The sequence below is a fragment of the Nocardioides sp. LHG3406-4 genome (assembly GCF_049897745.1).
In the GTDB taxonomy this organism is placed as follows: Bacteria; Actinomycetota; Actinomycetes; order Propionibacteriales; family Nocardioidaceae; genus Nocardioides.
Window position 1 is genome coordinate 164088 of the sequence record NZ_JAFCWV010000003.1, and the last position, 20760, is coordinate 184847.

The following is a 20760-nucleotide window of genomic DNA, read 5'->3' on the forward strand; positions in this document are numbered from 1 at the left end:
CATGTTGGGCGACGACCCGAAGTCAGGTCGGCCGCAGCCTGCCGCCACCGCGCCCCGGCGCTCACGCAGCCTGGTGATCACGGCGGGCGTGCTGCTGGCGGCGTTCCTGCTGTTCACCGGCTTCGCGTCGTTCTGGACCGAGCGGCTGTGGTTCGGCTCGCTCGGCTACGGCGACGTCTTCAGCAAGCTGGTCTGGACCCGCATCGGCCTCTTCGCGGTGTTCGGCGCGCTGATGGCCGCCACCGTCGCCCTCAACATGTATCTCGCCCACCGGTTCCGACCGTTCTTCCGGCCGACGTCGATGGAGCAGGACAACCTCGAGCGCTACCGCGGTGCCGTCGCGCCGATCCGGCGCTGGCTGCTGCTCGGCGTCGCGGTGCTCATGGGCGTCTTCGCCGGCACCTCGGCCGCCGGTCAGTGGCGCCAGTACTCCCTGTGGCGCAACGGCGTCTCGTTCGGCGAGAAGGACCCCTACTTCCACCGTGACGTCGGCTTCTACGTCTTCGACCTGCCCTGGTGGCACTACGTCGTCGACTTCACCATGGCGATCGCGATGATCGGGCTGATCACCGCTGCCGTGGTGCACTACCTCTACGGCGGCATCCGGCTCCAGGCGTCGAGCGATCGGCTCAGCCGGGCCGCGCAGGCGCAGTTCTCCGCCCTGGTGGGCGTCTTCGTGCTCGCCAAGGCCGCCGACTACTGGCTCGACCGCTTCGACCTGCTCAGCGACTCCGGCAACCTCATCACCGGCATGAACTACACCGACGACCGCGCGGTGCTGCCGGCCAAGAACATCCTGATGGGCATCGCGGTCATCTGCGCGATCCTCTTCTTCCTCAACGTCTGGCGCCGCACCTGGATGCTGCCCACGCTCGGGGTCGGCCTGCTCGCGCTGTCCGCCATCCTGCTCGGCCTCATCTGGCCCGGCGTCGTGCAGCGCTTCCAGGTCACGCCCAGCGAGGCCGACAAGGAGGCGCCGTACATCGAGAAGAACATCGACGCGACGCGGGCGGCGTACGACGTGGAGGACGTCGACGAACAGCCCTTCACCAGCAGCTCGGCCTCCGACGCAGCCAACCTGGCCTCGCTAGAGGCGGCCACCGCCTCGGTCCCGCTGGTCGATCCGCAGCAGGTGCGCGACAGCTTCGAGCAGCTCCAGCAGGTGCGTGCCTACTACTCCGTGGCCCCCGTCCTCGACGTCGACCGCTACGGCACCGGCGCCGACCAGCGGGCGCTCGTGCTCGGCGTCCGCGAGCTCGACCAGGCCGGCCTCGACGACGACGACAAGAACTGGTCGAACCTGCACACCGTCTACACCCACGGCAACGGCGTCATCGCCGCCTACGCCAACCAGCGCGCCGAGGACAACCAGTCCCAGCGCACCGAGGTGCAGTGGGCCGAGGGCGGGGAGCCCGACGAGACGGCGCTGACCGACCTGCCGCCCGAGCCCTACGAGACCCGCGTCTACTACGGCGAGCAGAGTCCCAGCTACTCGATCGTCGGCAGGGACCCCGACGGCAAGGCGGTCGAGCTCGACCTGCCGCGCGGTGAGCGCGACGACGACAACACGACCACCTCCTACGACGGCGCCGGCGGCGTTCCGGTCGGCGGGCTCTTCAACAAGCTGCTCTACGCCACGAAGTTCGGCGAGCCGAACCTCGTGCTGAGCTCGCGGGTCCACGAGGACAGCAAGATCCTCTACGACCGCAACCCGCGGACCATGGTCGAGAAGGTCGCGCCGTGGCTGACCGTCGACGCCGACCCCTACCCCGCGGTGATCGACGGCCGGATCCAGTGGATCCTCGACGGCTACACCACCACCGACCAGTACCCGCTCTCCCAGCGTGCGTCCTTCACCACGATGACCGACGACTCGCTGCAGCAGCAGACGGGCTTCCAGACCCTGCCGACCGACGACATCAACTACATGCGCAACGCGGTCAAGGCCACGGTCGACGCCTACGACGGCACGGTCCGGCTCTACGCCTGGGACGAGGAGGACCCCATGCTCAAGGCGTGGCGCTCGATCTTCCCCGGCGTCGTGCAGGACAAGTCCGAGATCTCCGACGGGCTGATGGAGCACCTGCGCTACCCCGAGGACCTCTTCAAGGTGCAGCGCTACCAGTACGCCCGCTACCACGTGACGGACGCCAAGGACTGGTACGAGGGCAACAACCGCTGGCAGGTGCCGTTCGACCCGAACGACGACAGCGACACGAAGTACCAGCCGCCGTACCGGCTCTTCGTCAACCCGCCCGGGACCGAGAGCCCGGCCGACCAGGTCTACTCGCTGACGTCGGTCTACGTGCCGCGCAACAAGAACAACCTGGCCGCGTTCGTGTCGGTCGACAGCGACGCGACCAGCCCCGACTACGGCAAGATCCGGGCGCTCGAGCTGCCGAACGAGGCGACCAGCGGACCCGGCCAGATCGCCAACGAGTTCGCGGCCGACGAGAGCGTGCGCGCCGAGCTGCTGAAGTTCGAGCAGGGCGGCCGGCGGCCGATCTACGGCAACATGCTGACGCTCCCGGTGGGCGACGGACTGATGTACGTGCAGCCGCTGTACGCCGCGCAGTCGGGATCGGACGCGTCGTACCCGATCCTCCAGTACGTCCTCGTGTCGTACGACGGCAGCGTAGGGATCGCGACCACCCTGACCGGGGCGATCGAGAGCGCGCTGTCCGGCGAGCCGTCGACCGAGACGCCGCCGACGCCGCCCACCGGTGAGCCGACGGAGGAGCCGACGGAGGAGCCGAGCGGGGACCCGACCGAGGAGCCCACCCAGCCGCCCACCGGCACGCTCAACCAGCGGGTCGGGCAGCTGCTCGAGCGCGCCGAGGACAAGTTCGCCGAGGCCGACCGGCTCCAGCAGCAGGGCGACACCGTGGGCTGGGCCAAGGCGCTCGACGAGGCCCGCGACCTGGTGAAGCAGGCCGTCCAGATCGCCGGCCGCACCCCCAAGCCGTAGCCGGCGTGACCGGTCGCGGAGCCTGCTCGCCGCAGTGCCGAGCGTCACCCCGACCCGATTTGGGTTCGCGTCCGGGCATCACGTAAGGTTCTGTTCAGCGACGCGGGGTGGAGCAGTTCGGTAGCTCGCTGGGCTCATAACCCAGAGGTCGCAGGTTCAAATCCTGCCCCCGCTACCAAACTCAGGCCCGGGATTCATTGTGAATCCCGGGCCTGAAAGCATTTGAGCAGTCATCCCTCCAGGTCGAGGTCGTAGTGGTTCGCCTCGGCTCGACGAGCCTCGGTTGCTGGCTCGCCCTGCTCGTCGGCCCGGGCCGAATCGTGTACGGGTCACTGCTCGGATGGACGAATTCCATGCCCAAGGAGTCGGCGAAGGCCTGGGGGTGACGGTGAAGGCACAGCACTGGGAGCCTCCCGATCCGCCGAAGCTGCTGGTATCAGCACGGAGAGCCGGCTAGGAGTTGGATATTCCGCTCTGGAAGGCGAGCGAGATCCGTTGGTGCCTGGCCGCTCGGGCCGTGATGTGGCGACTCAAGCAACGACGCTCACTGCCCCCGGCAGCTCTGGGCAAGAGGCACGGGACTGGATCTACTGGCTATCGAGGCAGCGCGGCCGTCAGCGCTCGTGCGGGTTGTAGGCGACACGCTGGGACGTCGCTGGTGCGGCCGCTCCACTTGCTGGCCTTCTCGGCATCGCGTAGACCTCATGCAGAGTGTCAAGCTCGTGGTCAAGCCTCGCGTGAGCCGGCCAGAAGCATCTCAGCCGTCGGAACGCCGCATCGTGTCCCTGCCCGCACCCGAGCCCGCGCCTCCGAACGCGCAGCGGACGAAGCCGAACTTCTCAACTTGAGAGCAATCTGACTGATCCAACGAGCCCCCGAGAACGCGCGGGCGAAACCTTCAGCCGGCAGTGTTGGTGGGATTGAGGGCGGCGGCCAGGGACCGGAGAACATCAGGAGCTGCGCGGTAGAACGCCCATTTGCCGCGCTGCTCACGGGTCACCAGGCCCGCCTCGACCAGCAACTTCATGTGATGCGAGACCGTGGGCTGGCTCAGGCCCACCGGCTCCGTCATGTCGCAGATGCACGCCTCGCCATCGGGGGCGGCTGCGATCATCGAGAGCAGCTTGACGCGGGTCGGGTCACTCAGTGCCTTGAACATCCGAGCGAGCGTCTCGGCCGTCTCGTCGCTGACGATGCCCGCGGTCACCGGGGAGCAGCAGGCGGCGAGCTCGGCGGGCTGGAGCACGGGCAGGGAAGACGGCATGAAAAGCATTCTGGCTCATACATTGACATTTGTCGATGCGTCCGTAGGGTAGTCGCATCGATGATCTTGAATGTGAGGAGTTGGGATGAGTGACCTTCCTGTCGTGGTGATCGGTGCGGGACCGCAGGGCCTGGCTGCTGCGGCGCACCTGCTGGAGCGGGGCCTGGAGCCACTCGTCTTGGAGTCTGGTGTGAGCCCGGCGTCGGCGGTAGCCGAGTGGGGGCACGTTCGGTTGTTCTCGGCGTGGCCCGAACTGGTCGACAAGGCTTCGGTGCGACTGCTGGAGCCGACCGGATGGGCGTCCCCCGAGACGGGCTACCCGACCGGCGCGGAGTGGATAGACGGCTACCTCGCCCCACTGGCGAAGGCGCTGGGGGACCGCATCCAGTACGACGCCCGGGTCACCGGGGTGTCCCGCAAGGGCCGCGACCGCCTGGTCGACGCGGACCGTGCCGAGCAAGCGTTCACGGTCCATCGGGTCGATGCGGAGGGCAACGAGTCGCGCCTGGAAGCCCGGGCGGTCATCGATGCCTCGGGCACGTGGCGCGGGCCCAACCCTGCTGGCGCGGACGGTCTGCCCGCGCTGGGCGAGCGGGCGGCGGCGGACGTGATCGCCTACCAGGTGCCGAATCGGGCCGAGCCCGCCCGGTTCGCGGGCAAGCACACCGTGGTGGTCGGCGCTGGTGACTCGGCCTTCAACGCGATCCACGAACTGGTCCAGATCGCCGCCGACCATCCGAGAACGCGGATCACCTGGGTGATCCGCCGGGTGGTCGGCGACGGGACCTTCGGCGGTGGCGCGGCCGACGAGCTGCCCGAGCGCGGTGCCCTCGGGCAACGGGCGAAGAAGGCCGTAGAGTCGGGGGCTGTCGACTTGGTCACTGGATTCCGCGTCGCGGAGATCCGCCGCATGGGGGGCGGCGCGGTCCTGGTCGGGGAGGACGGCCGGGAGCTGCCTGCGGCCGACACGCTGGTGGTGCTCACCGGTTTCCGTCCGGACCTGTCCTTCCTGTCCGAGATGCGGCTCGACCTCGACCCGACGCTCGAGGCACCGCGGAAGATCGCGGTCGAGATCGATCCGAACGTCCACTCCTGCGGCTCGGTGCGGGCTACCGGCGCCGCTGACCTGGCGCAGCCTGAGCCGGACCTGTACCTGGTGGGTATGAAGTCCTACGGCCGCGCACCCACCTTCCTGGCCCTGACCGGATATGAGCAGATCCGCAGCGTCGTCGCCCAGCTCGCGGGCGATCACGAGGCGGCCGCCCGGGTCGAGCTCGAACTGCCCGACACCGGGGTGTGCGGTGGCGCGGGTGTGTTCGACGACCCTGACAGCGCCGGTGGTGGTTGCTGCGCCCCAGCGCCGACGGTCCTGCAGATCGGACGCACCCCTGTCAGCCTCTGACACATCGCTCCGAGGGAGCCCGGCATCCGATCGAGGGCTCCCTCCGCCGGGTCCTGGTGGCCCTGTGCGTGACCGAGATCGTTAGATGCGGCGCTCCCTTCTACGCCTTCACCGTTCTGCTTCCGCACATCAACGCTGACGGAGAGCGGCTGGTCGCAGCCCGCCGTGACGGCCGCGTTCTCAGCGGGCAGCCTGACCGGTGGCGTGGCAGGGATCGTCGTCGGCCGCGCCCTCCAGCGGCACGGGCCTCAGTGGGTGATGACCGGCGGAAGCGCTCTTGGCACCGTCTCGATCCTCGGCGTCGCCTGGAACCCGTCGTACGTCGTGTTCTCCGGCACCATCTTCGCCCCGCTCACCGGCGCGCTGGACTCGCAGCTGACCTGTCGCTAGACCTACTTCGTGCTGGTCCTGTTCGCGGTGCTCGCTGGCGCAGCGCGTGGCCTGTTCACCCTGGTCGGCGCCACCAGGTCTGCGACTACTGCGGTCCTGAGCGGTATACCGCGATCAGCGGCCTCAACGCGCCGATCCGTGGCTCGGCGCCGTGATCGCGGACGCGACCGGCGGTCTCACCGGACTGTTCGCCTCCTCGTGGCGGTCACGGGTACGGCGGCCGTGCTGGCTGCGCGCGTGCAGCGCTCGGCCGCCTCAGTTCGGCTTCGCGGGCACGCCCAGTTCGTCGAGTAGCGCGAGCACGCGACGCTCGATCTCGTCGCGGATCGGCCGGACATCGGCGACATCGCGACCAGCCGGGTCCTCCAGCTCCCAGTCCTCGTATCGCTTGCCAGGGAAGTAGGGGCACGCGTCGCCACAGCCCATCGTGACAACCACATCTGCGGCTTGGACGATTTCATCGGTCCACGGCTTGGGGTACTCCTGGGCGATGTCGATGCCACGCTCGGCCATCGCCGCCACAGCGGCGCCGTTGACCTGGTCGCTCGGCTCCGAGCCGCCCGACCAGGCGACAGCCCGGTCGCCGGCGTGGTGGGTGAAGAAGCCGAGCGCCATCTGGGACCGACCGGCGTTGTGGACGCACAAGAACAGCACCACCGGCGTCCCGTCGGCGCCCTTGCCCTCGATCTTCGCCATCGCCTGGAGGCGCTGCTTGGCGAACCGTTCGGCCAGGAGCGGCAGGAAGTTGAGCATCGTGGCCTTGCCCGCGAACTCTCCGTAGGAGCTGTGCAGGAAGCGTTCGATGGTCTCGGTGTTGAAGGTTCCCTCGAACTCCTTGTGCAGACGCGTGGCGGCCGTCTTGAGCGCGACCTGCTGGTCCAGGGTGATCTCCGGGTTCACGTGGATGCTCATGTTGGACTCCTCCGGGTGACGTTACGGATGGGTTCGTCTACGTGGCTCAGGAAGCGACGGGGAACCGGCTAGCCAGCTCGGCGACGCGGTGCTCGATCTCTTCGTAGGCGGTGTCGAACGCAGGAGCGGTGCCGATCCGGACGGGGTCCGGGATCGACCAGTGCAGCTGGGAGCGCCGGCCGAGCTCCTCGTGGGCGAGGTCGCACACGGACACCACCAGGTCGTCGTCGGCGACTACGTCGTCGAGGTGCCGGGGCCGGACCCGCGGCAGGGGTAGATCATGTCGATGAGCCACCTCAATGGCGGCGGGGTCGATGCGATCGGCGGGGTGCGTCCCGGCCGAGATCGACGGAATCGGGCTCACCTGGCGCCACAACGCCGAGGCGAGATGAGAGCGGGCGGAGTTGGCCGTGCAGACAAACACCACCCGGTTGGGCGTCAGATGGGTGGACGTGCGCTGGTCCAGGGCGACGCCGGTGAGCCGCAGGTAGGTCCGGCGGCGGTCGCCCTCAGAGCGGTGCCGCGACACCACGTCGGCGCTTTCGAGGACGTTGAGGTGGTGGGCAAGCAGGTTCGACGGCATCCCCAGCTGAGTAGCCAGCTCCGAAGGAGAAGCATCTCCGAGCAGCAACGTGTCGACGATCCGAAGCCGCGCCGGGTCGCCGAGTGCCGCATGCACCGCGGCCCGCCGCTCCAGCTCGTCTGTTCGTTCAGTATTCATTGAGTCAAGTTTGACTGAGTGATTGTCGTTCGGTCAAGATGCCTGCGTGACTGACTCTCTTGCGCGCCGACTCCTGGCCGAGTTCCTTGGCACCGGCCTCCTTGTCGCCGTCGTTGTCGGCTCGGGCATCGCCGCCCAGCAGCTCTCCCCCGATGACATCGGCGTGCAGCTCCTCGAGAACTCCACGGCCACCGTGTTCGGACTGACCGTTCTGATCCTGTGGTTCGGGCCGGTCTCCGGAGCGCACTTCAATCCGGTCGTCTCCCTGGCCGACTGGTTCCTCGGTCGACGGACGCGGACCGGGCTGTCGTTGACTGACGTTGGCCTCTACTCGGTCGCGCAGATCCTGGGCGGCGTCTGCGGAGCGCTGCTGGCCAATGTGATGTTCGAGGTCGGCACGAACCCGTCCACCAAGGACCGCGTCACGGGCGGACACCTCGTCGGCGAGATCGTCGCCACGGCCGGTCTGGTTGCACTGATCTTCGCGCTAGTCCGCACCGAGAGAGGCGCAATCGCGGCACCGACGGTGGGCGCGTACATCGGCGCCGCCTACTGGTTCACCAGCTCCACCTCGTTCGCCAACCCCGCGGTCACGATCGGCCGGATGTTCTCCGACACCTTCGCCGGCATCGCACCGACGTCGGCCCCAGCGTTCATCGGCATGCAACTGGTCGGCCTCATCGTCGGCATCGGACTCACCCTCGCCCTCTATCCCGACGCCGGCACCAGGGCAGACGACGTCGTCGTCCCGCACACCCACTGACCTCGAAACGCCAAGGACACAACGATGAGACTCGTAGCCATCGGCGGAAGCGACGCCGGGATCTCCGCAGCTCTGCGAGCGCGGGAACTCGATCCGTCGGTCGAGGTGACCGTGGTCGTCGCCGACGCCTATCCGAACTTCTCGATCTGCGGGATCCCGTACTACATCTCCGGTGAGGTCGGGCACTGGCGCAACCTCGCGCACCGCACCCACGCCGATCTCGAAGCCACCGGCATGAGGCTGCGCCTGGACACCTGGGCGTCCTCGATCGACGTCGCCGGACAACGGCTTGCCGTGCGCAACCCCGACGGCAGCAACGACTTCATTCAGTACGACGAGCTGGTCGTCGGCACCGGAGCCGTCCCCGTCCGCCCATCGATCGAGGGACTCGACACCCTCAATACGGCGGACGGTGTCCACCTGTTGCACTCGATGGGCGACACCTTCGCCCTGACGGAGTCCCTCGACCGCATCCAGCCCAAGAGCGCGCTCATCGTCGGTGCCGGGTACGTGGGCCTGGAGATGGCCGAGGGCCTCACGATGCGCGGCATCCGTGTCAGCCAGGTCGAGACGCTCCCGGAGGTGCTCCCAACCGTCGAGGTCGAACTCGGCTCACTCGTCCACGACGAGCTGGTCAAGCACGGCGTCGACGTCCACACCAACGCCACCGTCACCCGTCTCTCAAAAGTCGACTCAGGCCTCCACGTCGACGGCACGACGGCCGACGGTGAAGCCCTGACCTGGGACGTCGACCTCGTCCTCGTCGTCGTGGGGGTCCGGCCCGACACCGATCTGCTCGTCCAGGCCGGCGCCCAGACCGGCCCGCGCGGCGCCGTACTCGTCGACCAGTCCATGGCTACCGGACTCCCTCACGTGTGGGCCGCCGGCGACTGTGTCGTCACCCATCACCGCCTCCTCGGCACGACCTACCTCCCACTCGGCACCACAGCCCACAAGCAGGGCCGCGTCGCTGGCGAGAACGCACTCGGCGGATCGGTGAAGTTCGCCGGCTCGCTCGGCAGCCAAGTCGTCAAGGTCTTCGACCTCGTCGCAGCCCGCACAGGTCTGCGCGAACACGAAGCCACCGCCGCTGGCTTCACGCCTGTCTCGACTACCGCAAACCCGGACGACCACAAGGCCTACTACCCAGGTGCCACCCCGATCTCGATCCGCATCACCGGCGACGCCGGCACGGGTCGTCTCCTCGGCGCCCAACTCATCGGCTCGAAGGGCGCTGAGATCTCCAAGCGCGTCGACACCTACGCGACCGCGCTGTTCCACGAGATGACCGTCTCCGGCATGACCGAGCTAGACCTCTCCTACACCCCGCCCCTCGGCTCGCCCTGGGACGCCGTCCAGATGGCCACCCAGGCGTGGGTCAAGGAACACCAGATCGACGCGGAGCGCGCCAGCCTCACGAAGGACAACTGATGACCAAGCCGACCCTGCTCTTCGTCTGCACCCATAACGCTGGCCGATCCGCCCTCGGTGCCGCGCTTGCGCGCGAGCAAGCAGGTGACGGCGCGATTGTGCTATCTGCCGGTGTCGCACCGGCCGAGACTGCGAGTGCCGGCACGATCGCCAGCCTCGCTGAGATCGGGATCGACGATTCCGCGCACGTTCCGACCAAGGTCACCGAGGAACTCGTGAGCAACGCGACTGTCGTGATCGCGATGAAGCCGGGCCTCGATCTGCCCGAGGTCGACGGCGTTCAGTACGAGACCTGGGACCTGCCCAACCCTCAGAACTGGGAAGCCCCGGCGATCCGACCGCTTCGCGAACACATCAGCAGGCAGGTCGAGGAGCTGCTCGACCGGGTTGCCCCACGCTAGCCACCGGATCGCAAGTAGATCCGGACTTGGGCGCACCCGATTCACGGAGGTGTTCGAACAGCGAACACCGCTACAACACGAGCGATTTGGCTGTTTCCCGCAACGTTCGGTAGCAACAGACAAGCTCTCGAGATTGCCCAGAGGTCGCAGGTTCAAATCCTGCCCCAGCTACCCGAGAGTGGCCCTTGATCAGCGAAGACGCAGATCAGGGGCCACGTGGGTTTGAGCCCACGTCGGCTGGTGTCGCGCGGACGCCTCAGAGCCGGGCCAGGGCGCGTCCACAGGCCATCTGAGCCGCCCACGAAGGCGTCGTCCGGCGGCCTCCCTGACCTCGTTCACCTGATCGACAGCCGCTGGCCCCTCCCTGAGACCTTCCCCCTCGCCCGGAGGTTGTCTCCGGTTCACCAGCGCTCCCTAGTGTCACGGCGGCTCCTGCCGAACACCCCTGATGCCAAGGAAGCGACTGCATGCCCATCACGCACTCGCGTGGCCTTCACCTGCCACGTGCCATCCCCTCCGTCCTCGCCGCCGCCCTCGCGGTCGCCGGACTCGCCGCCACGGCGCCTGCCGAGGCGACGCCCGCCGTTCAGATGGCGCCCGCCGACTACACCCAGTTCGTCAACCCGTTCATGTCCACCCAGGGCGACAACGGCCAGAACATCCCGGGCGCCCAGGTGCCGCACGGCCTGGCCAAGCCCAACCCGATGACCGCGCCGGGTCGCACCCACTCGGGCTATGACTACGCGCAGAGCAAGATCAAGGGCTTCACGCTCACCAACCTGGACGGTGTCGGTGGCTCAGGCGGAGGCGGTGACCTGCTGGTCGTACCGACGTACGCCGACTACACGACGCGGCCGTCGACCAGCACCTACGCCCTTCCGTTCTCACACAGCGACGAGACGGCGGAGCCGGGCTACTACCAGGTCGGCCTGCAAGCGGCCGAGGGCACGATCGACGCGGAGCTGACCGCAACGGTCCGCAGCGGGCTGGAGCGCTTCACCTTCCCTCAGGCTGGGCAGGCCTCACTCGTCGTGGACCTGGCGAACAACTTCACGGGCCGGCTCGCGTCCGACCTCGACGTGAAGATGCTCGACGACGGCCGCGCGGAGCTGTCCGGCAGTGTCACGGGCACGTTCAACGGCTACAACTACAAGCTCTACTTCGACTCCGTCACCAGCCGACCGGTCGCGAGCGTGCAGACCTGGGGCGAGGGGGCCGGCTTCGGGGCCACCAAGCACCGCACGGGCACTGACACCGGCGCCGTCATCAGCTTCGACGTGACCGCCGGCGAGGCCGTCCAGCTCACCACGACCCTGTCGCCGGTCAGCGTGGCCCAGGCTCGCAGGGACCAGACCGCCGAGCTGGGGGGCAAGTCGTTCGAGGATGTCCGCCAGGACGCGCACGACGACTGGCAGGAGACGCTGGGCAGGGTCGCGGTCACCAGCGACGCCACCAGCGACCCCGACGGAGACCTGGAGAGGATCTTCTACACGAGCCTCTACCGGATGCTCGCCACACCGACCGACGCCACCAGCACCGACGGCACCTACCGCGGTGTGGACGGCGCCGTCCACACCGCCGACGGCTACACGCACTACGACGGCTGGGGCACGTGGGACGACTTCCGCAAGTACTCGGTGCTGGCCACCATGTACCCGGACATGTACGCCGACGTCGTCCAGTCGCTCGTCGACCTCTACGCCGACGACGCCAAGGTGGGCAACGCGACGCTGAGCAGCCGCACCATGGCCGTGCCGACCGTCCGCTTCGAGCGCTCCGCGATCGTGATCGCCGACGCCGTCTCGAAGGGTGTGCACCTCGACCGGCTCGCGGAGGCCTACCCCGCGCTCGTGGCGAACTCCAACACCTACAACTCGGCCAACCAGTCCCTCGGCTACATCGCGGGCGACCCGGGCACGACCGTCGCCACGTCCTACGACGACTTCGCGCTGTCGGTGATCGCGACGTCGCTCGGCAAGACGGCCGACGCCGCGTCCTACGCGGCGCGCTCGGGCAACTACAAGAACGTCATGAAGCCAGGCGCGTGGACCGCGGAGGACGACACCCCGGTCTCCGTGCTCTCCTCCAAGGACGCCACCGGCGCCTGGGGCACCGACGACCTGGAGCAGTTCCAGGCCGCCAGGCTCTATCAGGGCACGCTGTGGCAGTTCAACTGGTACCCCTCCCACGACATGGCAGGGCTGATCGCGGCGATGGGTGGCACGGCCGCGACACAGCAGGCGCTCAGCCACTACTTCGGTGAGCAGGCACCCGACGACGGCACGAGGATGCTGAAGTCCAACGCCAACGAGGTCGACCTGCAGACGCCGTACCTCTTCAACTACGTCGGCGAGCCGTCGAAGACCCAGAAGTGGGTCCGCGACCTCTACACCAAGGAGACGTGGCAGAACTACATCGCCACCGGAGGCACCGATGGCAACAACCCGCCGTCGAGCAACGGCCACCTGACCCCGCCGATCAAGACGAAGGTCTTCAAGAACGAGCCGCTGGGCTTCCTGCCCACGATGGACGACGACACCGGCGCGATGTCGGCGACGTTCGTGGGGGCCGCCCTCGGCCTCTACCCGGTGACCGCCGGCTCCTCGCAGTACCAGGTCGGCTCGCCCTTCTTCCCGCGCGTCGACATCACGCACGCCGACGGCACCAGCTTCAGCATCGCCGCCGACGGCGTCTCCCCGGACGACTACTACATCCAGGACGCCGAGCTCGACGGCAAGGCCTACGGCAACACCTGGGTCGACTACTCCGACATCGCCGGCGACGGCTCGTTCGACGTCACGATGGGCGCCACGGCCTCCAGCTGGGGCACGGACAGCAAGCCGGCCTTCTCGCTGAGCACCGCCGAGACGGGCACGCCGGCTACCGCGAGCGCGACCGCCGACCGCGCGAGCATCACCGCGGACGCGGCCGGCAAGGTCGACGGCACCATCACGATGACGCTGTCGGGCGCGACGTTCGCCGGCGCGAACGGCGACGAGCTCACCGGCACCGGCACGGTGTCGGTCACCGGCCTGCCTGCCGGCGTCACCGCCACGGTCACACGGACCAGCGGCACCACCCTGGCGGTCAAGGTCACCGGCACACTGCCGAGGCTGGAGAAGGCCAGGTTCGCGGTCCGGCTGACCGACGGTGCGTTGAACGGCGGCGTCGCGGCGTCGTCGGTCACAGGCATCGGCCTGTCGGCACTCGACCCGTTCGCCATCGTGGTCACCGACCACTGGCGCGCGCAGCTGAAGGCGACGTACGACGAGGCGCGGCTGGTTGCGGCCGGGAACTACGACGGCTCGACGTACGCCGCCCTGGTCACGGCTCGCGACAGTGCCAGGACCGTCCTGGCCGACGCAAGAGCGACCGACGACGAGATCAACAACGCCGACGCCACCCTCACTGCTGCGCTCGACGGCCTCGCGCTGAGCCTGGGTGGCTACCGCAGGCTGGAGGCCGAGGAGCACGACTCCTGGTCGGGGGGCTCGGACCTGCACGACGAGCCCGGCGGCCTCGGTGGCGTCCGGCCGGGCTCGTGGATCGCGTTCAACGGCGTCACCTTCGGTGACGACCAGGTCCCGGACCAGGTCCAGGTGCGCTACTCGGGTGCCTCCGCGGACGGCTACGACAACGCTGCCGTCCAGGTCCACCTCGGTGCGGTCGACGGCCCGCTGCTGGCGACCGTCGCGATCCCTCCGACAGCGTCCACCTTCGGCACCTACGCCACCGCGACCGCTGACCTGACGAACGTGCAGGCGCTGCTGGAGGCCGCGCCGGCGACGATCTACTTCGTCTTCACCGGCTCGTCCACCGACGGGAGGGCTCACTGGGTCGCCAACGTCGACTTCATGCAGTTCGCCGAGTCCGGCGCTCCAGCAGACGTCGACAACGACACGGTGCTCACACCTGAGGGACGAGCCGAATGGGGCGGTGACGGCGTCAGCGTCGGCAGCAACACGATGAAGACCGAGACCGACACCGGCTCCGCGGGCAGCTTCACCGCCATCGCCAACACCCACAACGGTGACTGGGTGCGTTGGTCGGGTGTCGACCTCTCGCAGTCGCCGGACCAGCTGTCGGTGCACTACATCAACAACTCCAGCCGGGTGGCCGCCGACGCGAACATCGACGTCTACCTCGACTCGCGCGATGGCACCAAGCTGGTCAACGTGCCGCTGCCGGCCACCGGCAACGCATGGAACCTCGACGGGACCGCCACGGTGGACCTGCCCGCCGGAATCACCGGCACGCACGACGTCTACGTCGTCCTGCACGGCACGTACACCGCCGCGCAGCCCTACGTGGGCAACATCGGGAACCTCACGTTCGTCGTTCCCGACGTGGAGCCGTCCGACGGCCTCAAGGTCGAGTTCGAGGACCGGACCGCCTGGACCGGCGCGGAGCTCAAGACCGAGGCGTTCAGCAACTGGAGCGACGGCACCTCCGGCACCGACGTCGGTGGAAGCCACGACGGCAACGTGCTCGAGTACGACGACCTGGCGTTCGCGGACACGGCGACGTCGATGTCCGTGCACTACGTCAACAACTCCTCGCGCTGCGGCAACAACTCGCGGATCGACGTCTACCTCGACGCGGCGGTCGGAGACCCGGTGGTCACGGTCCCGCTCCCGGTGACCGGCTCGGGATGGTCCAACGCGGGCACGACCAAGGTGGCCCTCCCGACCGCCATCAGCGGGGTGCACAAGGTGGTCCTCGTCCTGCACACGGACGTTCCGGACGCCAACCACCCGTTCGTGGCGAATCTCGACTCATTCACGTTCAACTACGGGGTCGACAAGACCGGGCTGCAGGAGCTGTACGACCGGTACCAGCCCGAGCTGGCCGACGCAGACCGCTACGTCGGGGTCGACTTCCGGACGTTCTCCGAGGCGATGACCACCGCCGACGAGGTCCTCGCCGACCAGACCGCCGTCGCCTCGGGCGTCACCAGTGCGCTGCGCAACCTGCAGCTCGCTGCCGGCCAGCTGGCACCGCGGGCCCAGCGGTCGCTCGTGGCTGCGGTGACGGACGCCGAGGCGCTGGACCTCGACCGCTACACCAAGGCCACGGCCGATGCCCTGAGGGCGGTCCTGGCGTCGTCGACGGCGATGCTCGCGGCTGGAACCGCCACCGACGAGGCGTACGCCGGCCAGGCGACCAGCCTCGAGACGGCGATCGACGCCCTCGAGCTGAAGGCGTCCTCGACGCCCGACGCTCCACAGGCCGTCTCGGCGACGGCGTCCGGCCAGAGCATCAGCGTGTCGTGGGCCGCTCCGACCTACGACGGCAACTCTCCGGTCATCGGCTATCAGGTGCAGCTCACCGGTGAGGAGTCGGCGACCGTCGACGCCGACACCACGTCGTACACGTTCACGGGCCTCAGGCGCGGCCGTCAGTACCGGGCGAGCGTGAAGGCGCTCAACGCCTTCGGCGCTTCGCAGGCGGGTGAGTATGCGACGGACGTCCCGATCGCGAGCAGCAAGCCCGACGTCCCCGCCAAGCCCGGCATCTCGGTCGTCGGCCGGGCGGTCACGATCAGCTGGGAGGCGCCTGACGACGGTGGCTCGACGATCACCCGGTACACGGTGCAGCTGAGCGATGGCACCGAGGTGGAGGTCGCAGGCACGGAGAGGAGCCACACCTTCGGCGACCTCGCCCCCGGCGACTTCTCGGCCTATGTGGCGGCCGCGAACGTGAACGGCAGGTCGAGCTTCTCGCGGGCCTCCGACAGAGCGACAGTCCTCCCGGCGATCGTCATCCCGGCGACCGACCCTGTGCGCGACACCTCGGTGGGTGGCACCGGCCCGGCGACGGGGACGGGGACGGGGACGGGGACGGGGACGGACCAGTCCCCTCCGCATCCCGCAGTCGTGGCGCACGCGGTGCAGATCAAGGCCAAGGCGAAGGTGCGCAAGACCCTGTCGGTGAGCCTGCACGCCGGAGCCTGGACCGCAGGCACGCGGTTCAGCTACGTGTGGCTGGTGAACGGCCATGTCGTCGGGCACGGGGCCAAGCTCAAGCTCAAGAAGAGCATGAAGGGCAAGAAGGTCACCGTTCGAGTCACCGGCACCCTCGGTGACTGGACCCCCACCACAGTGACCAGCAGGGCGGTCAAGGTCAAGCACTGACCCGACCGGCAAGCCCGCCGCCCCGGCTCTCGAGCCGGGGCGGCGGTGCGTTCGGAGCAGAAGAGGCGTGGCCGCGGCCGGCCTTGCTCAGTCGACCTGGACGACGAAGCCCGCGTAGCCGCGCAGCACCGCGGCGACGCCGGCATCAAGTGCCCGACGTGCGCGCTCTACGGTGAACGTCGCCGGGTCGTGTTTCCAGGCGTTCCCGGCGCCGCTGCCGCCGCCTCGGGCCGTCGTGCCCTTCCATACCGCTGCCGTGACGTTGAACGTCGGCTCCGCCAGCTCGGCACCGAGGAGGAGGAACTTCTGGTCCGGCCAGCTCGCGGTGACCAGGGCCAGTGGGTCGGCGAGGGGGTCGCCGGCGCTGACCACCAGATCTGCGTGGACCTCGATCGCCTTCTCGATGGACGCGAGGTAGTTCCTCGGATCGTGCGCGGGCACCAGCGTGAGGTGGACGCCGGTGGTCCTAGCCCAGGCCTTCACGGCATCGGTGAGATGACGCGCAGCCATTGAGTCGTCGGTCGACAGGAGAGCGACCGTGTAGCCAGCAGGGACGGTGACGCTGGACCAGGACTTCGGGCTGGGGGTCATCGTGCCGCCCGGGGGCGGAGGCGCCGTCGGGGTGACGAACCCGGGGCGAAGGGTGCCGGTCCCAGGCGATGGCACGACGGGTCCGCCGTCGGCGCCCATGGGCGACGGGGAGGGCGACGCTGCGGGGCTCGCTGACGGGCTGGCCGACGAGGCCGACAGCGACGGCGGCGTGACCGACTCCTCGGCCGAGCTCGACGAGCAGGCTGACACGGTTAGCAGGGCAACGGCGGCTGTGGCGAGGCCGATAACGCGGGGGGACACAGGGGGCCTCTCAGAAGTGGGACGTGGCGAGGTCATATCTACCTGACGGATCGGAACGATTCCAAAGCGATCGCCACCTCTGCTGATGTGTTCGCCAGCGCGTCGCCGTTCGTTCATCTGTTGCCGACACTCTCCGCCTTGCCATGCGAAGAATCTGTGCGTTGCTCGTGTCCTGTGCCGTCCTGCTGCTGATCCTCCTGCCGCTCTCGCGAGCCGAGGCGCACGGGTTCTCCTCGGTCGTGTACGCCGACCTCACCGCTCCGTCGCAAGGGCACGTCCGCGTCGAGCTGGGGCTCGAGTACGACCTGCTGCTCTACTCGGTCGGCGACACCCAGCAGGACGACCTGCTGGTGAAGTCGGGCCAGCCGGCCTGGGAGACGGCTGACTTCCCGGGAATGACGAAGGCGGCGAACGACCATGCGGCCTCGGTGCTGGCCTACGTCGACGATCGGTTCGGCGTCAGCGTCGACGGCGCGGCCTGCACGCCATCCCAGGACGGGCATTTCACGGTCGAGATGCGCGACGTGCCGTACCTCCGCGCCGTCTTGGACTACCAGTGCCCCGACGACGCGCAGGCCCACCAGGTCCACAGCACGCTCTTCCCGGACGACGAGGGCTATGTCACGGGGACGAAGACGGTCGTCACCTACGACCTGGACTTCGTCGACGGCAGCGCGGCGCTCGACGCCTCGCAGACGTCGTTCTCGACCGACCAGTCGACGGCCGAGAGGTTCTGGGAGTTCTTCAAGCTGGGCTGCGAGCACCTGCTCACCGGCATCGACCACATCCTCTTCCTGCTCGCCCTGATCGCCGGGTCGCGTCGCCTGCGGGAGATCGTGCTGGCCGCGACGACCTTCACGCTGGCGCACTCGGTGACGCTCCTCCTGGCCGCCCTCGGCATCGTCACCGTCTCGGCCCGTGTCGTCGAGCCGACCATCGCCTTGTCGATCGCCGTCGTGGCCGGCTGGCACCTGTGGCGGTTGTGGCGCAAGCGCGAGCACGCGACCGACCTCGACGTCATCGGCACCAGCCACTTCGCGCTCGACCGCGCCGGCTGGAGCCGCCTGGCGGTGGTCTTCTGCTTCGGCCTCATCCACGGACTGGGGTTCGCGGGCGCGCTCGGGATCCAGCAGGCCTGGTCGTGGACGCTGCTCTGGTCGCTGATCGTCTTCAACCTCGGCATCGAGGCCGTCCAGCTCGGGCTCATCGTCCTGCTCTTCCCGCTGATGGCACTGCTGCGGCGCAAGGCGCCGACCGCCGGCCTGTTCGTGACAGGTGCGATCGCCGCAGTCGTCACGGTCTTCGGACTCGTCTGGTTCGTCCAGCGACTCGCTTCAGGCTGAGTGTTTCCTCAACCCCACCTGAGAGCACGCGTTCTATTCACCAGCCGGTCGCTGGACGTCGAAATGGTGAACCGATGAAACCCGCCTCTTCCTTGGATCCGAAAGGGAACTCACTTACATGACGTTCAAAATCACCCGTCGCCGTGTCGGCGCAGCAGTGGCGACTGCGTCGCTGACCGTCGGCGCGGTCGTGGGCGCCGGTGTGACCGTGTCTGCCAACGGTGCCGATCCGGCCGCCTTCTCCGTCAGCAGCATCGTCCTGGGAGTCGGTGACGACGAGACCTCGCGCAGCGTGGCGTGGTACTCCGCCACCGACCCGGCGGCCGGAGAGGCCGTCGAGCTGGCGACCAAGGCCGACTTCTCGGACAAGGTCGTCATCCCGGCGACGGTCGAGCAGAACACCACGAAGGACGCCAAGACCGGCCTCGCGCTCACCAGCTTCAACGGCAAGGTGACGCTGAGCGGTCTCAAGGAGAACACCACCTACCACTACCGCGTGGCCGAGAAGGGCTCGTCGTCGAACGTCTCGGACGAGTACTCCTTCAAGACCGGCACGTTCGGCAACGGCGACTTCCAGTTCCTCTTCTTCGGCGACCCGCAGATCGGCGCCTCCGGTGACCCGGAGGCCGACGGCGATGGCTGGGAGTGGACCATGGACCAGACCCAGAAGCAGAGCCCGAAGGCGGAGCTCTACGTCTCCGGCGGTGACCAGGTCAACACCGCGAACAACGAGACCGAGTGGGACAACTTCCTCCAGCCCGACCAGCTGCGCTCGATCCCGTGGGCAGCCACCATCGGCAACCACGACGTCTCCGGCTACGCCTACGAGCAGCACTTCGCCCTGCCCGACACGCTCGACCGCAGCGACGCGCTGTACACCAACGCCGCGAACAAGGCGACCCTGTCGGGCGGCGACTACTGGTACAAGTGGAAGGGCATGCTGTTCATCGACCTGAACTCCAACGCCTACTCGCCCACCAACGGCAGCGACCCGGCTCACGTCGCCTTCGTCACGAAGACGATCCAGGAGCAGAAGGACGCCGCCATCAAGCACGTCGTGCTCGTCTACCACCACGCGATCTACTCGCCGGCCGACCACGCCAACGACGGTGACAACCAGCTTCGTCGTGGCGACTTCACCAAGGCGTTCTCCGACCTTGGCGTCGACCTGGTCCTGCAGGGCCACGACCACTCCTACTCACGCTCCTACGCCCTCAGGGGTACGGCGCTCGGCTCGGATGCCGTCAAGGCCGACCCCAACGAGCAGCCCGGCCAGCCCACGGTCGTAGCCAAGGAGGGCGGCGTCGTCTACGTGACCGCCAACTCGGCCTCCGGCTCGAAGTACTACGACCTGACCGAGCCCGACGCGACCGAGGCTGGCTACGGGCCCGACACCAAGATCGGCGGACCGCAGTCGGTCCAGAGCGATGACACCACCAAGACGCATGTCCGGCACTGGGCCAACTCCGTGGAGAACCAGGAACACGTCCAGACCTACATCGAGGTCACGGTGAACGACAAGGGCCTCCAGGTCAAGAACATCCGCGCCAACGACGACACCTCGGGCCCGAACCCGGCCGTCGATCGCGGCAACGTCGACGGCATCGGCCCCGAGCTGGGGGCCTGGACGGCTCCGATCGGCTCCATCCAGGACCTGTTCAGCCTCTTCCGCAACCCGGAAGACGTCTCGCCGATCTTCGCGCCGATGGACGTGGTGACGAAGACCGAGACGGTCGTCAGGGACAACACCATCGTCAGGGACAACACCATCGTCAGGGACAACACCGTCGTCAAGGACAACACGGTCTTCCAGGACGTCGTCCCCGCCGCGGTGCAGGCGAAGGTCGCCGTGAAGATCAAGAAGCTCACCAAGAAGATCAAGAAGGCCCACGGCACCAAGAAGATCAAGCTCAAGGCCCAGGTGGCGGCCTACCGCGCCATCCGCAAGCAGCTCGGCTGAGCCCGTAGCGACAACCACATCAGCAGCGGCCCCCGGAGAAGACTCCGGGGGTCGCTGCTGCTCTCCTGGGTCAGGGTCGGGTCAGGGTGATGCGTCCTGAGGGGACTAGACCAGCGAATGCCGGCCCGCTGAGCGGGTACTGGGCCGTGGCGGGTCCCAGCCGTGGGGGGTGAGCGCTCGCAGGCCCCCGGGTCGTGGGGAAGGCCCCGGGGGTCGTCT

General features: G+C 68.3%; 13 protein-coding genes and 1 tRNA gene. 10 read left to right on the forward strand and 4 right to left on the reverse strand.

All coding sequences use genetic code 11. From position 1 onward, the window contains the following. The first annotated feature begins 1 nt into the window (after position 1). Positions 2 to 2968 carry a UPF0182 family protein gene (locus ACP7BP_RS12530; protein WP_426245431.1) on the forward strand — a complete coding sequence of 989 codons (2967 nt, stop codon included), beginning with the start codon at positions 2 to 4 and terminating at the stop codon, positions 2966 to 2968. A gap of 101 nt (positions 2969 to 3069) precedes the next feature. Next, positions 3070 to 3146: transfer RNA gene (locus tag ACP7BP_RS12535), tRNA-Met, on the forward strand. A 720-nt stretch (positions 3147 to 3866) separates the two neighbouring features. Here the strand turns inward: ACP7BP_RS12535 and ACP7BP_RS12540 are convergent. Further along, the gene (locus ACP7BP_RS12540) at positions 3867 to 4232 is read right to left on the reverse strand and encodes an ArsR/SmtB family transcription factor (protein WP_426244957.1); all 366 of its coding nucleotides are present in this window, start codon (positions 4230 to 4232) and stop codon (positions 3867 to 3869) included. An 85-nt stretch (positions 4233 to 4317) separates the two neighbouring features. Here ACP7BP_RS12540 and ACP7BP_RS12545 point away from each other — a divergent pair, with 85 nt between their 5' ends. After that, positions 4318 to 5634 (forward strand): NAD(P)-binding domain-containing protein, encoded by a 1317-nt coding sequence (locus tag ACP7BP_RS12545; protein WP_426244958.1) that lies wholly within the window; start codon positions 4318 to 4320, stop codon positions 5632 to 5634. Between the two features lie 165 nt (positions 5635 to 5799). Beyond that, the gene (locus tag ACP7BP_RS12550; RefSeq protein ID WP_426244959.1) at positions 5800 to 6024 is read left to right on the forward strand and encodes a hypothetical protein; all 225 of its coding nucleotides are present in this window, start codon (positions 5800 to 5802) and stop codon (positions 6022 to 6024) included. A gap of 255 nt (positions 6025 to 6279) precedes the next feature. On the opposite strand, the gene ACP7BP_RS12555 is transcribed toward ACP7BP_RS12550, so the two are convergent. Both ACP7BP_RS12555 and ACP7BP_RS12560 read right to left on the reverse strand, forming a co-directional pair. Beyond that, positions 6280 to 6936: an arsenate reductase ArsC gene (locus ACP7BP_RS12555; protein WP_426244960.1), complete on the reverse strand. Its 657-nt coding sequence runs from the start codon at positions 6934 to 6936 to the stop codon at positions 6280 to 6282. Between the two features lie 46 nt (positions 6937 to 6982). Beyond that, positions 6983 to 7657 (reverse strand): helix-turn-helix domain-containing protein, encoded by a 675-nt coding sequence (locus ACP7BP_RS12560; protein ID WP_426244961.1) that lies wholly within the window; start codon positions 7655 to 7657, stop codon positions 6983 to 6985. Positions 7658 to 7703: 46 nt separating this feature from the next. Between ACP7BP_RS12560 and ACP7BP_RS12565 the strand changes: the two genes are divergently transcribed. From ACP7BP_RS12565 to ACP7BP_RS12580, 4 genes are all read left to right on the forward strand, one after another. Next, positions 7704 to 8420, forward strand: coding sequence for an aquaporin (locus tag ACP7BP_RS12565; RefSeq protein ID WP_426244962.1), 717 nt, complete (start codon positions 7704 to 7706; stop codon positions 8418 to 8420). A 24-nt stretch (positions 8421 to 8444) separates the two neighbouring features. Next, complete coding sequence (locus ACP7BP_RS12570) at positions 8445 to 9851, forward strand: FAD-dependent oxidoreductase (protein ID WP_426244963.1); 1407 nt, start codon at positions 8445 to 8447, stop codon at positions 9849 to 9851. After that, a complete protein-coding gene (locus ACP7BP_RS12575) occupies positions 9851 to 10252 on the forward strand; it encodes a low molecular weight phosphatase family protein (protein WP_426244964.1) in 402 nt (133 codons plus the stop codon). The genes ACP7BP_RS12570 and ACP7BP_RS12575 overlap by 1 nt, the downstream gene beginning before the upstream one ends. 467 nt (positions 10253 to 10719) lie before the next feature. Next, positions 10720 to 16386: a GH92 family glycosyl hydrolase gene (locus ACP7BP_RS12580; RefSeq protein ID WP_426244965.1), complete on the forward strand. Its 5667-nt coding sequence runs from the start codon at positions 10720 to 10722 to the stop codon at positions 16384 to 16386. 87 nt (positions 16387 to 16473) lie between these two features. Here the strand turns inward: ACP7BP_RS12580 and ACP7BP_RS12585 are convergent, their stop codons facing one another. Continuing rightward, positions 16474 to 16977 (reverse strand): hypothetical protein, encoded by a 504-nt coding sequence (locus ACP7BP_RS12585; RefSeq protein WP_426244966.1) that lies wholly within the window; start codon positions 16975 to 16977, stop codon positions 16474 to 16476. 428 nt (positions 16978 to 17405) lie between these two features. Between ACP7BP_RS12585 and ACP7BP_RS12590 the strand changes: the two genes are divergently transcribed. Beyond that, positions 17406 to 18581 (forward strand): HupE/UreJ family protein, encoded by a 1176-nt coding sequence (locus ACP7BP_RS12590; RefSeq protein WP_426245433.1) that lies wholly within the window; start codon positions 17406 to 17408, stop codon positions 18579 to 18581. 118 nt (positions 18582 to 18699) lie between these two features. Further along, on the forward strand, positions 18700 to 20541 hold the full coding sequence (locus ACP7BP_RS12595) for a fibronectin type III domain-containing protein (RefSeq protein WP_426244967.1): 1842 nt from the start codon (positions 18700 to 18702) through the stop codon (positions 20539 to 20541). Positions 20542 to 20760: the final 219 nt, after the last annotated feature.